Origin of the sequence: Plastoroseomonas hellenica, assembly GCF_018129085.1 — a bacterium.
GTDB classification, from domain to species: domain Bacteria; phylum Pseudomonadota; class Alphaproteobacteria; order Acetobacterales; family Acetobacteraceae; genus Plastoroseomonas; species Plastoroseomonas hellenica.
Map to the genome: position 1 here is coordinate 97897 of NZ_JAAGBB010000004.1, position 13774 is coordinate 111670.

Sequence of the window (13774 nt, forward strand, 5' to 3'; positions counted from 1 at the left end):
TGACGCTCCAAAGGGAGCGGCGTCTGCTTCCCGCATGACCCTTCGCTTCGCCGACATCGCCTATCCCACGCCCAGCCGGGAAAGCCTGGCCCAGGGCCATGCCGCCATCGAGGCCAAGCTGGCCGACCGATCGGCGGCGATCGCCGCCTGGGACAAGGCGCGGCGCGATTACGAGGGCTGGAGCGCACTGGTGCATCTGCGCTTCTCCCAGGACACCGCCGATCCCGCCGCCAAGGCGGCGCGCGAATATGCCGATGCGCTGGCGCCGGAGGCGACGCAGCACGAAACCGCGATCAAGCAGCGCCTGCTCGCCGACCCCGATCGCGCCGGGCTGGAAGCCCTGGTCGGCGCCCATACGGTGCGGCTCTGGGAAAACGACGTCACCACCTTCGACCCGGCGATATCAGCCGATCTCGAGGAGGAGTCGAAGCTCTCGGCGCGCTACACAGAGCTGCTCGCCTCGGCGCACTTCACGATCGGCGGCGAGAGCGTGAACCTCTCGGGCCTCGCGCCTTTCGCCGAGGATGCGGACCGTGCGCTGCGCCATGAGGCGGAGAGGCTGCGCTGGAGCTTCTTCGCCGCGAACCGCGAAGCCCTCGACGGCATCTACGATGCGCTGGTGAAGCTGCGCCACGGCATGGCGGTGAAGCTCGGCGACCGCGACTTCACCACCCTCGGCTACCGCCGCCTGCGGCGGCTGGACTATGGCCCGCAGGAGGTCGCGCGCTATCGCGAGCAGGTGCTGCGCCATGTCGTGCCGCTGGTCGCCAGGCTGCTGGAACAGCGGCGCACCGAGCAGGGTTGGGACCGGCTGCGCTATTGGGATGAGGCGTTGATCGACCCCGCCGGCAATCCAAAGCCGGTCGGCGACCACGACACCCTGGTCGCCGCGGCCGAGACCATGTTCGACCGCATGGATCCGCGGCTCGCGGATTTCTACCGGATGCTGCGCGATGGCGGCTTCATGGACCTGAAGAACCGCCCCTCCAAGGCGGGCGGCGGCTTCTGCACCGCCTTCCCGAAGCAGGGGGTGCCCTTCATCTTCGCCAATTTCAACGGCACGCATCACGACATCGGCGTCTTCACCCACGAGATGGGGCATGCCTTCCAGTGCTGGGAAAGCCGCGCGCTGCCCGGCATCGACCAGCTTTGGCCGACGATGGAAGCGGCCGAGATCCATTCCATGGGCCTCGAATTCCTGACCCATCCGCAGATGGGGCTCCTGGTCGGCGACGCCGCCGCCGACCGCTTCCGGCGCATGCACCTGATCGGCTCGCTCGCTTTCCTGCCCTATGGCGTCTGCGTCGATCACTTCCAGCACGAGGTCTACGCCAATCCGGGCGCAACGCCGGCTGAGCGGCACGCGATCTGGCAGCGGCTGGAACGCCTCTACATGCCCTGGACCGACTACGGCGACCTGCCGCATGTCGCGACCGGCGGCCGCTGGCAGGCGAAGCAGCACATCTACGCCAGCCCCTTCTACTACATCGACTACACGCTGGCGCTCTGCTGCGCGCTGCAGTTCTGGGTGAAGAGCCGCCACGATCCGAAAGCGGCGCTCGATGCCTATGTCGCGCTCTGCGGCCGCGGCGGGTCGATGCCCTTCAGCGGTCTCGTCGCCTCCGCCGGGCTGATCTCGCCCTTCGCGGAAGGCGCCCTCGCCGAGGTGGTGCGCGAGGCGGAGGGCTTCCTAGGCGCGGGCTGATAGGCCAAGCTCACCGCGAAACGGGAGAGACACGACCATGGCCCATGCCGGCTTGCGCTTCGGCATCTTCCTGGCCCCCTTCCATCGCGTGGGTGACAACCCGACGCTCGCCTTCCAGCGCGACCTGGAGCTGGTCGCCTGGATCGACCAGCTCGGCTTCGACGAGGCCTGGATCGGGGAGCATCACTCGGCGGGCTGGGAGACCATCGCTTCCCCCGAGATCTTCATCGCCGCCGCCGCCGAGCGCACCCGTCACATCCGCCTCGGCTCCGGCGTCACCAGCCTGCCCTATCACCATCCGCTGCTGGTCGCGCAGCGCTTCGTCCAACTCGACCACATGACGCGCGGGCGCACCATGCTGGGCTGCGGGCCGGGCGCGCTGGTCTCGGATGCCTGGATGATGGGGATCGAGGCCGGCGACCAGCGCCGCCGCATGGAAGAAAGCCTCTCGGCCATCATGCGCCTGCTCGCCTGCGAAGAGCCGGTGACCATGAAGACCGATTGGTTCGAGCTGCGCGAGGCGCGGCTGCACCTCGCACCCTATACCCATCCCTGCTTCCCGATCGCGGTCGCCAGCAGCACCACGCCATCGGGCGTGCTGGCGGCGGCGAAGCACGGCGTCGGGCTGATCTCGCTCGGCGCCGGGCTGCCGGGCGGACCGACGAAGCTCGCGGAGCAATGGCGCCTCGGCGAAGCGACGGCGGCCGAGCACGGCAAGACCATGGACCGCGCCAATTGGCGCCTGGTCGTGAACTTGCATGTCGCCGAAGACGACGAGCAGGCGATGCGCGAGGTGCGCCTGGGCGAACGGCTGGAGACCAACGACTATTTCTCCGAGGTGCTGGGCCGGCCGCCGATGCGCTCCGAGAACCCGCTGAAGGAAGGGCTGGAGGCCGGCACCACCCTGGTAGGTTCGCCGGAGACGGTCGCAAAGGGCATCGAGCGGCTGCTGGCCTTCACCGAGGGCGGCGCCGGCTGCGTGCTGTTCCGCAGCCATGATTGGGCGAACCGGGAGCAGACGCTCCGCAGCTACGAGCTGTTCGCGCGCTGGGTGATGCCGCGCTTCCAGGGCTCGACCGTCACCACCCACGCCTCCCGCGAATGGGTCAGCGAGAACAGGGGCACCATCTTCGCGCCGAACATCGCGGCGCTGAAGCAGGCCTTCGTCGATGCCGGCCAATCGGTGCCGGATAGCGTGCGGCTGCGCCTGCATGCGGGACAGACGCCGAAGGACTGAGCAGCCCCGACAGACAAGTCGCGAGTTTGCGCAGCGCCGCAGCCTGACGGTCTGCCCATGTCATCGTTTCGTCACTGACCCGTCATCCCGCTGCATCGCAGCGTGCTTAACCCCTCGACCCGACGATGGAGGGGTTGATGGGCAAACGCCGCAACGTGCTGTTGATCGTGGTGGACCAGTGGCGCGCGGATTTCGTGCCGGCGCTGGGGGCGGGCTTCATCCGCACGCCGAACCTGGACCGGCTCTGCCGCGAAGGCGTGACCTTCCGCCACCACGTCACCACCACGGTCCCCTGCGGCCCGGCGCGCGCCAGCCTGCTGACCGGCCTCTATCTGATGAATCACCGGGCGGTGCAGAACACCATCCCGCTGGATCAGCGCCACTTCAACCTGGCCAAGGCGCTGCGGCTGATCGGCTATGACCCGGCGCTGATCGGCTACACCACGACGACGCCCGACCCGCGCACCACCGGCCCGCGCGACCCGCGCTTCCTGGTGCTCGGCGACATCATGGAGGGCTTCCGCTCGGTCGGCGCTTTCGAGCCGAATATGGACGGGTATTTCGGCTGGATCGCGCAGAACGGCTTCACCCTGCCGCCGAAGCGCGAGGATATCTGGCTGCCGGAAGGCGTCGACGCGGTGCCCGGCGCCACCGACCGCCCGTCCCGCATCCCGAAGGAATTCTCCGACAGCAGCTTCTTCACCGAACGCGCCCTGACCTATCTGAAGGGCAAGGGTGACAAGAGCTGGTTCCTGCATCTCGGCTACTACCGCCCGCATCCGCCCTTCGTGGCGCCGGCGCCTTACCACGCCATGTATCGGCCGGAGGACATGCCCCGCCCGGTGCGCGCGCCGAGCTGGGAGCAGGAGGCGGCGCAGCACCCGCTGCTCGATTTCTATCTGCGCAACATCCGCCGCGGCAGCTTCTTCCACGGCGCCGATGGCGACGCGGCGTCGCTCGACGAAGCTGCGATCCTGCAGATGCGGGCCACCTATGCCGGCCTGATCACCGAGATCGACGACTGTCTCGGCCGCGTCTTCGACTACCTCGACGAGACCAAGCAATGGGAGGACACGCTCGTGGTCTTCACCAGCGACCATGGCGAGCAGCTCGGCGACCATTACCTGCTCGGCAAGATCGGCTACCACGACGAGAGCTTCCGCATCCCGCTGGTAGTGAAGGACCCGAACGCGCCGGCCCGCGCCGGCAGCATCGAGAGCGCCTTCACCGAAAGCGTCGACGTGATGCCGACCATCCTCGACTGGCTCGGCGGCGAGATCCCGCGCGCCGCCGACGGCGCGTCCCTGCTGCCGCTGGTGCATGGGTCGAAGCCCGCCGATTGGCGCGATGCGCTGCACTACGAATACGACTTCCGCGACGTGCACTACAGTCGGCCGGAAAGCACGATCGGCCTCGGCATGGATGAGAGCAGCCTCTGCGTCATCCAGGACGAGCACTACAAGTACGTGCACTTCGCGGCCCTGCCGCCGCTGTTCTTCGACCTGCGCGACGACCCGCACCAGTTCCGCAACCTGGCCGAAGAACCCGCCTATGCAGGGCTCGTGAAGAATTACGCGCAGAAGGCGCTGTCCTGGCGGCTGCGCCATGCGGAACGCACCCTGACGCATCACCGCGCGACGCCGCAGGGGCTTGAGACCCGCAGCGTCCGCGCGCCCGAGGAGAGCGAATGATGACCCGGATCACCCGCCGTGCCACGTTTGCGGCGGGCGCCGCGCTGGCGCTGCCGCGCTTCGCGATCGCCCAGGCCGACCAGCGGCCGTCCATCACTGTCGCGGTGCAGAAGATCAGCAATGCCAATGTGCTGGAGCCGCTGCGCGAACAGTCCAATGTCGGCGAGCGCGTTTGCCTGACCTCGCTCTGGGAGGGCCTGCTCGGCCGCAACTACCAGGGGCAGCTCCAGACCGTGCCGGTGCTGGCGACCGAGGTGCGCCGCATCAGCGACAGCGTGGTCGAATTCAAGCTCCGCCAGGGCGTGAAGTTCCACAATGGCGACGAGTTCACCGCCGAGGACGTCGCCTTCTCCTTCGGCAATGACCGCATGTTCGGCCCCGGCGGCCCGAACAGCAGCGGCACCATCCGCGTCGGCGAGGCGAACCCGACCCGCGGCGGCAAGGAGCTGCCGGCCGAGGTGCCCGCCGTCGCCAACCGCTCCTTCCCGGGGCTCGAGCGGATCGAGATCGTCGACCGTCACACGGTGCGCTGGATCAACCGCACCCCGGACGTGACCCTGGAGGGCCGCCTCGCGCGCTACGCCAGCGAGATCGGCAGTCGCCGCGGTTATGCCGAGGCCGCGACCTGGCTCGACTGGGCGCGCAAGCCCGTCACCACCGGCCCCTACAAGGTGCTGGAGTTCCGCCCCGACACCTCGCTGACCTTGGCCGCACATGACGAGTACTGGGGCGGCCGCCCGCCGCTGCGCCAGCTCCGCTTCGTCGAGGTGCCGGAGGTGTCGTCGCGTATCAACGGTCTGCTCTCCGGCGAATACCACTTCGCCTGCGACATCCCGCCCGACCAGATCACCGGCGTCGAGCGCAACAGCGCCTTCGAGGTGGTGGGCGGCACCATCCCGAACCACCGCCTGACGGTCTTCGACAAGACCCATGCCGTGCTGCGCAACCCGCTGGTGCGCCGTGCCTTCACGCATTCGATCGACCGCCAGGCGATCGTCGACAGCCTCTGGGCAGGGCGCACCGTGATCCCGAAGGGGTTGCAGTGGGAATTCTACGGCGACATGTACATCGCCGATTGGGCGGTGCCGCGCTTCGACCAGGCCGAAGCCCGCCGACTGCTGCGCGAGGCCGGCTATCGCGGGGAGCCGATCCCCTATCGCCTGCTGAACAACTACTACACCAACCAGACACCGACCGCACAGGTGCTGGTCGAGATGTGGCGCGCCGTCGGGCTCAACGTCCAGATCGAGATGAAGGAAAACTGGTCGCAGATCCTGGAGCGTTCGCCGACCCGCGCGGTGCGCGACTGGTCGAATTCCGGCCTGTTCAGCGACCCCGTCTCCTCGCTGGTCAACCAGCATGGTCCAAACGGCCAGCAGCAGCAGGTCGGCGAATACGCCAACGAGGAATACAACCGCCTCTGCGTCGAGCTGGAGACCAGCACCGACCGTGCCCGGCGCCGCGCCGCCTTCCGCCGCCTGCTGGAGATCGGCGAGCGCGAGGACCCCGCCTACACCGTGCTGCACCAGAACGCGACCTTCACCGCGAAGCGCAAAGAGATCCGCTGGCAGGCGGCGCCGGCCTTCGCAATGGATTTCCGCGCCCAGAACTGGGGAGCCTGAGCGGATGATCGCCCGCCGCGCATTGCTCGCCACCGCCGCCGCGGCGGGCGCCCTGCCCCGTTTCGCCATCGCCCAGGCCGACCAGCGGCCGAGCGTCACCATCGCCGTGCAGAAGATCGCCAACACCAACACGCTGGAGACGCTGCGCGAGCAATCCAATGTCGGCTCCCGCACCTGGAACAGCTATGCCGAGACGCTGATCGACGTCGACTGGCTCGGCGATCTCGGTCTGCTGCCGTCGTTGGCCGAGAGCTGGCGGCGGATCGATGCGCGGTCGCTGGAACTGACCTTGCGCGACGGCGTGCTGTTCCATGACGGCCGCCGCATGACGGCGGAAGATGTCGCCTTTTCCTTCGGCCCGGAACGCATGGGCTGGGAGATGTCGACCGAGCAGGCGCGCAACCTGTTCGGCGGCGTGCCCGGCCAGGGCCAGGGCCGCGCCGCACCGCCCGAGGTGCTCGCCATCGCGCGCCGCACCTATCCGGGCTTCGAGAAGATCGAGATCGTGGACGCGTGCACGGTGCGCTTCGTCAACCGCACGCCGGACGCGACCCTGGAAGGCCGGCTGACCCGCAACACCGGCATGATCCTGAGCCAGGCCGCTTTCGGCAACGCGGCCACCTGGCTCGATCACGCGCGCAAACCCGTCGGCACCGGTCCCTATCGCGTGGCGGAGTTCCGGCCCGACCAGTCGCTGACCCTCGAAGCCTTCGACGACTACTGGGGCGGGCGGCCGCCGCTCCGCCGCATCCGCTTCATCGAAGTGCCGGAAGTCGCGTCCCGCATCAACGCGCTGCTCTCCGGCGAGGTGGACTTCGCCTGTGACATGCCGCCCGACCAGGTCAGCACGGTGGAGCGCTCGGCGCGGCACCAGGTGGTCGGCGGCCACATCATGAACCACCGGCTGACGGTGTTCGACAAGAACCACCCGCAGCTCGCGAACCCGCTGATCCGCCGCGCCTTCACCCACGCGATCGACCGGCAGGCGATCGTCGATGCGCTCTGGGGCGGCCGCACACGGGTGCCGAAGGGCCTGCAGTTCGACTTCTACGGCGCCATGCTGCAGCAGGACTGGGAAGCACCGCGCTTCGACCTCGCCGAAGCCCGCCGCCTGCTGCGCGAGGCCGGCTATCGCGGTGCGCCCATCCCCTATCGCTTGCTGAACAACTACTACACCAACCAGACGCCGACCGCGCAGATCCTGGTCGAGGGCTGGCGCGCCGCCGGGCTCAACGTGCAGATCGAGATGCGGGAGAACTTCCCGCAGGTGCTGTCCCGCGATGGCCAGCGCGGCGTGCGCGACTGGTCGAACAGTGCCGCCTACAACGACCCGGTCGCCTCGCTCTCCGCCCAGCACGGGCCGGACGGCCAGCAGTGGCAGATCAACGAATGGCGGAACGAGGAGTTCGGCTCTCTCTCCCGCCTGCTGGAATCGAGCGTCGACCTCGAGGAGCGCCGTCGCGCCTTCCGCCGCATGCTGGAGATCGCGGAGCGTGAGGACCCGGCCTATACGGTGCTGCACCAGACCGTGAACCTGACCGCGAAGCGCCGCGACCTGCGCTGGGCGCCGGGCCAGTCCTTCAGCATGGATTTCCGCGCCCGCAACTGGGGTGGTGCGGCGTGAGTCTGGTTGCCATCCGCGATCTCGCCGTCAGCTTCGACGGCGCGCCGGCATTGCGCGGCATCGATGTCGAGATCAACAGCGGCGAAGCCCTCGGCATGGTCGGTGAATCCGGCTGCGGCAAGTCGGTGACCTGGCTCGCCGCCCTCGGCCTATTGCCGGGCAAGGCCCGCATTTCCGGCAGCGTGCGGCTGGAGGGGCAGGAGATCCTGGGTGCGACACCCGCGACGCTCGACCGGGTGCGCGGCGGCCGCGTCGCCATGATCTTCCAGGACCCGGCCAGCAGCCTCAACCCGGTGCACCGCATCGGCAAGCAGGTGAGCGAGGCGCTGAGCCTGCACCGCGGGCTGCGCGGCGCGGCGGCGCGGGCGGAGGCCAGGCGGCTGCTGGACCTGGTCGGCATTCCCGACGCGGCGCGGCGGCTGGACGCCTATCCGCACGAGCTCTCGGGCGGGCAGAACCAGCGCGTGATGATCGCGATCGCGCTTGCCGGCCAGCCGGAGCTGCTGGTGGCGGACGAGCCGACGACGGCGCTGGACGTGACGATCCAGGCGCAGATCCTCGACCTGCTCGGCACCCTGCGGCGGGAGATGAACATGGCGCTGGTGCTGATCTCGCACGATCTCGGCGTGATCGCGGAAGCCTGTGAGCGGGTCGCCGTGATGTATGCCGGCCGCATCGTGGAGGAGGCACCGATCGCGCGCATCTTCGCGGCACCGGCGCATCCCTATACCCAGGGGCTGCTGGGTGCGCTGCCGCCGATCGATGGCGAGCGGCAGCCGCTGGCCGCAATCCCCGGCCAGGTGCCGGATCCCCGCGCCATGCCGCCCGGCTGCGCCTTCGCGCCGCGCTGCGCGGTGCGCCTCGACGCCTGCGCAGCGGCCATGCCCGAAGGCCGCGCCGTCGCCGAGGGCCATCGCGCCGCCTGCCTCAGGGCGGGCGCCATGGAAAGGGTATTGGCATGAGGGCCGGCCCCATGGATGCGCCGCTGCTTCAAGCCGAAGGGCTGGTCCGCCGCTACTGGATGCGCCGCGGCCTCTTCGGCCGTCCCGCCGAGGTGCGCGCGGTCGATGGGGTATCGCTGACCCTGGAACGTGGCCGCACGCTGGGCCTGGTCGGCGAATCCGGCTGCGGCAAGTCGACCACCGGGCGGCTGGTGCTGGGGCTGGAGACGCCGGACGAAGGTCGTGTCGCCTTCCAGGGCAGCGCCCTGCCGGCACCCGGCAGCCGCGCCTGGCGGGCGCAACGCGCGCGCATGCAGATGGTGTTCCAGGATCCGCTCGGCGCGCTGGACCGTCGCCTGCCAATCGGCGCCCAGGTACGGGAACCGCTCGACATCCATGCCGTCGGCGACGCCGGCGCGCGGGACGCCCGGGTGATGGAACTGCTGCGCGCCACCGGCCTGCGCCCGGAGCATGCCGAGCGCTATCCGCATGAGCTCTCCGGCGGCCAGCGCCAGCGCGCGGTGCTGGCGCGTGCGCTCGCCACCGACCCCGCGCTGCTGGTCTGCGACGAGCCGATCAGCGCGCTCGACGTCTCCATCCAGGCGCAGGTGATGAACCTGCTGGTCGAGCTGCAGCAGCGCTTCGGCACCGCCATCCTGTTCATCAGCCACGACCTGCGCGCGGTGCGCCAGGTCAGCCACCGCGTGGCGGTCATGTATCTCGGCCGCATCGTCGAGGAGGGCGAGCCGGACGAGGTGCTGCACGCGCCGGCGCACCCCTATGCGCAGGCGCTGGTCTCCGCCATTCCGCATCCCGGGCGCCGCGGCAACCGCGTCCTGCTGCAGGGCGATCCGCCGAACCCGGCCGACCGCCCCTCCGGCTGCGCCTTCCATCCGCGCTGCCCGGTCGCCACCGCCCTCTGCGCACGGGAGGCGCCCGAGCTGAAGAGGCGCGGCGATGGCCGCCTGGTCGCGTGCCACCTGGCGCATGACACGCCACTCGCGAAGGCTGCCTGAGATGAGAGCCTATCTCTGATGTTCCGCTTCTTCGGCTTCCGCGCGCTGCGCGCCGCGATCACCATCGTGATGGTCGTGACCTTCGCCTTCGTCGTGCTCCGCCTCTCCGGCGATCCGGCGCTGCTCATCATGTCGGTCGATGCGCCGCCGGAGGCGGTCGCGGCCTTCCGCACCTCCTGGGGCCTCGATGAGCCGCTCTGGGTGCAATATGTGAGGTATTTCGCGGCAATCTTCGAAGGCGATCTCGGCCGTTCGATGCGCGATGGCCGGCCGGCGCTCGATCTGGTGGTGGAGCGCATCCCGGCGACGCTCGCACTCACCATCCCGGCACTTTTCATCAAGCTCGGCCTCGGCATCCCTGCCGGCATCACCGCGGCGCTGCACCGGAACTCGCTGCTCGATCGTACCGTAATGGCGCTGGCCGTCGCCGGCTTCACGGTGCCGTCCTTCGTGCTCGGGCTGCTGCTGGTGCTGCTCTTTGCCGTGCAGCTCGGCTGGCTGCCCTCGGGCGGGCAGGAGAGCTGGCGGCATGCCATCCTGCCGGTGGTCACGCTCGGCATCGGCGGCGCTGCGGTGCTGGCGCGCTTCACCCGCAGCGCGATGCTGGAGGTGCTGGGCCAGCCCTATATTCGCACCGCCAGTGCCAAGGGTGTGCCCTGGCGCCAAGTGGTGCGCGGCCATGCACTGCCGAACGCCGCGATCCCGACGGTCACCATCATCGGCTTCATGGTCGGCAGCCTGATCGCCGGCGCGGTGGTGGTGGAGAGCGTCTTCTCCTGGCCCGGTGTCGGCCGGCTGCTGGTGGTCGCCGTCGCCAACCGCGACCTGGCCGTCGTGCAATGCATCCTGCTGCTGGTGGCTGCGACCATGGTGACCGCCAACATGATCGTGGATCTGCTCTATGGCCTGCTCGATCCGCGGCTGCGCAACGCGCCGCGCGGCGCGGGAGGTTGAACGATGAGTGACGCCGCCCTCGCCACGCCCACCCGCCGCCATGCGACGCCGCGCCTGCCGCCGCCATTGGTGATGTTCGCGATCGGCTGGGTGGTGCTGATGCTCGGCATCGCGCTGCTGGCCGACGTCATCGCGCCCTATAGCTACACCGCACTCGACCTGCGCAACCGCCTGTCGCCGCCGATCGGCTTCGGCGGCGTCTGGATCCATGGCCTCGGCACCGACGAGCTCGGGCGCGATGTGCTGTCGCGACTGATCTATTCCATCCGCATGTCGTTGCTGATCGCTTTCGGCGCCACCATCATCGGCGCCGCGCTCGGTACCTCGCTCGGCTTCCTGGCGGCGCATTTCCGCGGCATCGTCGAACAGGCAGTGATGGCGCTGGTCGATTTCTCGGCCTCGATCCCCTTCTTGATCCTGGCCCTTGCCGTGCTCGCCTTCTTCGGCAACTCCCTGACGCTCTTCATCTGCCTGCTCGGGCTGCACGCCTGGGAGCGCTATGCCCGCATTGCCCGCGGCCTCGCGATCAGCGCGGGATCCCAGGGCTATGCGGCGGCGGTGCGCCAGCTCGGTGCCACGCCCTGGCGCATCTATGGCCGCCACGTCCTGCCGAACATTGCCTCCACGCTCATCGTCTCGATGACCCTCGCCTTCCCGGAGATCATCCTGTTGGAAAGCGGCCTGTCCTTCCTCGGCCTCGGCGTGCAGCCGCCGGAGACCTCGCTCGGCTCCATGGTCGGCTACGGGCGCGAATACCTGACCCGCGCGCCCTGGATCCTGCTGTCGCCGGCGGCGGTAATCGTGTTCACCACCTTCTCGGTGTCGGTGCTGGGGGATTGGCTGCGGGACAGGCTGGATCCGACCTTGCGTTGACGGACTACGGGGGAATGAATTCCCCCGCACCCCCTTCTTCTATTTTTGCCAATTGGCGCCGGCCACGGCGGCCAGCACCAATTGATAAAAAGGAAAGAATGGGGGTCGGACGTATACGTCCGGCGGGGAAATTCATTTCCCCAGCTCTTCAGGCGTTCGCGCCCTTGATCGCCGCAACAACCGCCGCGGTTACCTCCGCCGTCATGGCCTTTCCGCCCACATCGGCGGTCAGCACGCCATCGGCGCAGACCTGCTCCACCGCGGTCATCAGACGCCGCGCCGCCGGCGCCTCGCCCAAATGCTCCAGCATCATCGCCGCCGTCCAGAAGGTGGCGACTGGATTGGCGATCCCTTTGCCCGCGATGTCGAAGGCCGAGCCATGGATCGGCTCGAACATCGAAGGGTGCCGGCGCTCGGGGTCGAGATTGGCGGTCGGCGCGACGCCGAGCGAGCCGGCGACCGCGCCTGCCAGGTCGCTCAGGATATCAGCGTGCAGGTTGGTCGCGACGACCGTGTCGATGCTGCCGGGCTTGCGCACCATGCGTGCGGCCATGGCGTCCACCAGTTCCTTGTCCCAGGTCACGTCAGGGAAGTCGCGCGCGACCTCGGCGGCGATCTCGTCCCAGAACACCATGCCATGGCGCTGGGCATTGGACTTTGTGACGACGGTCAGCAGCTTGCGCGGGCGGGAGGCCGCGATGCGGAAGGCGGTGCGCATAATGCGGGTGACGCCGACGCGGGTGAAGATCGCGGTCTCGGTCGCGATCTCCTCGGGGTGACCGCGATGGGCGCGACCGCCATGGCCGGCATATTCCCCCTCGCTGTTCTCGCGCACGATCACCCAGTCGATATCGCCCGGGTTCACGGCGCGCAGCGGGCTGGTGAGGCCCGGCAACACGCGGGTCGGGCGGATATTCGCGTATTGGTCGAAGCCCTGGCAGATCTTCAGCCTGAGGCCCCAGAGGGTGATGTCGTCCGGCAGGTCCTTGTCGCCGACCGCGCCGAAGAAGATCGCATCGAACCCCTTCAACGTCTCCAGCCCATCCTCCGGCATCATCCGGCCAGTGGCACGGTAGTAGTCGCTGCCCCAGGGGAAATCCTCGACATCCAGCGCGAAGCCGCCGTCGCGTTCGGCGAGCGCGCGCAAGACTTCGAGCCCGGCGGGAATCACTTCCTTGCCGATGCCGTCGGCGGGAATGGCGGCGATACGATGGCGACGCATGGAGATGGCCTCTGGCAGTGGGTCAGGAACGCCGGCTGGCAAGCGCGCCACCGGCCACGAGGAAATCGGCGGAACGCTCGCTGAAGGCGCAGGCGACGTCATGCACCAGCGCGACGCGCAGCAAGGCCTTCACATCGACGTCGTGGGGCATCGGCGTCAGCGGGTCGACGAAGAAGATCAGCGCGTCGATGCGCCCTTCCGCGATCAGCGCGCCGATCTGCTGGTCACCGCCGAGCGGGCCGCTCAGCACCGTGCATACCGCGACATCGGGACATTCGCGCTGGACCATGCTGCCGGTGGTCGCGGTGGCGACGACCTCGCAGGTGGTGAGCGTCGCGCGATGGCGCGCCACCCAGACGGTCATGGCGGGTTTCAGCCGATCATGCGCGACGAGCGCGACCCGTGCGCCGCCTTTCGCCTGACTGGCCATCCTCGCCTCCCGCTGCATTGCACCGGGAGGGGTAGCAGGCGGAGCGGTGGGCGGCCAAGGGTGCAGGGCTGATCGGCGCCGCCCTGCCCGAAAGGCTTGAAGCGGAACGCCCTTGGCCCCACCCTGAGTGGCCAGGTCGTCCTTCGTTCTGGGGGGCATCTTCACCCACTCGGGTGATGCCATCCGGACGGGATGCGCCCTGGTGAAAGGCTGACGCGGACAATGTGGAACGAGCCCTATCTCGAGACCTGCTGCCGCTCGGCGCTGCACCGGCTGACCCTGGTCGCGACGCATGGCAGGCCGCCCGGGCTGAAGGACGGCCCCTGCCTGGATCGGCTGACCGGCATGGGCCTGGCGCGTCCCCGCGCGGATGGCCGCTTCGAGATCACCGATGCCGGCCGCGCACGGCACGCCATTGAGATCCTGCGCCGGAGCAGCGCCGCCTAGGACATCCAGGCC

Annotated in this window: 12 protein-coding genes; 10 read left to right on the forward strand and 2 right to left on the reverse strand. The window is 69.1% G+C overall.

Going from position 1 to position 13774, the window contains the following annotated elements:
- The first annotated feature begins 34 nt into the window (after positions 1–34).
- The 9 genes from GXW71_RS04465 (at position 35) to GXW71_RS04505 (ending at position 11663) form a co-directional block, all read left to right on the forward strand.
- Positions 35–1705, forward strand: coding sequence for a M3 family oligoendopeptidase (locus GXW71_RS04465; protein ID WP_211851198.1), 1671 nt, complete (start codon positions 35–37; stop codon positions 1703–1705).
- Between the two features lie 37 nt (positions 1706–1742).
- Positions 1743–2942: an LLM class flavin-dependent oxidoreductase gene (locus tag GXW71_RS04470; protein ID WP_211851199.1), complete on the forward strand. Its 1200-nt coding sequence runs from the start codon at positions 1743–1745 to the stop codon at positions 2940–2942.
- Between the two features lie 137 nt (positions 2943–3079).
- Positions 3080–4633: a phosphoric/sulfuric ester hydrolase PehA gene (pehA, locus tag GXW71_RS04475; protein WP_211851200.1), complete on the forward strand. Its 1554-nt coding sequence runs from the start codon at positions 3080–3082 to the stop codon at positions 4631–4633.
- Complete coding sequence (locus GXW71_RS04480) at positions 4633–6255, forward strand: ABC transporter substrate-binding protein (protein ID WP_211851201.1); 1623 nt, start codon at positions 4633–4635, stop codon at positions 6253–6255. The genes pehA and GXW71_RS04480 overlap by 1 nt, the downstream gene beginning before the upstream one ends.
- Positions 6256–6259: 4 nt before the next feature.
- A complete protein-coding gene (locus tag GXW71_RS04485) occupies positions 6260–7879 on the forward strand; it encodes an ABC transporter substrate-binding protein (RefSeq protein WP_211851202.1) in 1620 nt (539 codons plus the stop codon).
- Positions 7876–8841, forward strand: a complete 966-nt coding sequence (locus GXW71_RS04490; protein WP_211851203.1) for an ABC transporter ATP-binding protein — start codon at positions 7876–7878, stop codon at positions 8839–8841. Before GXW71_RS04485 ends, GXW71_RS04490 begins: the two co-directional genes overlap by 4 nt.
- Complete coding sequence (locus GXW71_RS04495; protein WP_246526272.1) at positions 8838–9836, forward strand: ABC transporter ATP-binding protein; 999 nt, start codon at positions 8838–8840, stop codon at positions 9834–9836. Before GXW71_RS04490 ends, GXW71_RS04495 begins: the two co-directional genes overlap by 4 nt.
- A gap of 18 nt (positions 9837–9854) precedes the next feature.
- Positions 9855–10790 carry an ABC transporter permease gene (locus GXW71_RS04500; RefSeq protein WP_211851204.1) on the forward strand — a complete coding sequence of 312 codons (936 nt, stop codon included), beginning with the start codon at positions 9855–9857 and terminating at the stop codon, positions 10788–10790.
- Between the two features lie 3 nt (positions 10791–10793).
- A complete protein-coding gene (locus GXW71_RS04505) occupies positions 10794–11663 on the forward strand; it encodes an ABC transporter permease (protein ID WP_211851205.1) in 870 nt (289 codons plus the stop codon).
- A 148-nt stretch (positions 11664–11811) separates the two neighbouring features.
- Here the strand turns inward: GXW71_RS04505 and GXW71_RS04510 are convergent, their stop codons facing one another.
- Together GXW71_RS04510 and GXW71_RS04515 are read right to left on the reverse strand one after the other, a co-directional pair.
- Positions 11812–12885 (reverse strand): tartrate dehydrogenase, encoded by a 1074-nt coding sequence (locus GXW71_RS04510; RefSeq protein WP_211851206.1) that lies wholly within the window; start codon positions 12883–12885, stop codon positions 11812–11814.
- Positions 12886–12907: 22 nt separating this feature from the next.
- Positions 12908–13315: a methylglyoxal synthase gene (locus GXW71_RS04515; protein ID WP_211851207.1), complete on the reverse strand. Its 408-nt coding sequence runs from the start codon at positions 13313–13315 to the stop codon at positions 12908–12910.
- Between the two features lie 222 nt (positions 13316–13537).
- Here GXW71_RS04515 and GXW71_RS04520 point away from each other — a divergent pair, with 222 nt between their 5' ends.
- On the forward strand, positions 13538–13762 hold the full coding sequence (locus GXW71_RS04520; RefSeq protein WP_211851208.1) for a hypothetical protein: 225 nt from the start codon (positions 13538–13540) through the stop codon (positions 13760–13762).
- The last annotated feature ends 12 nt before the right edge of the window (positions 13763–13774 follow it).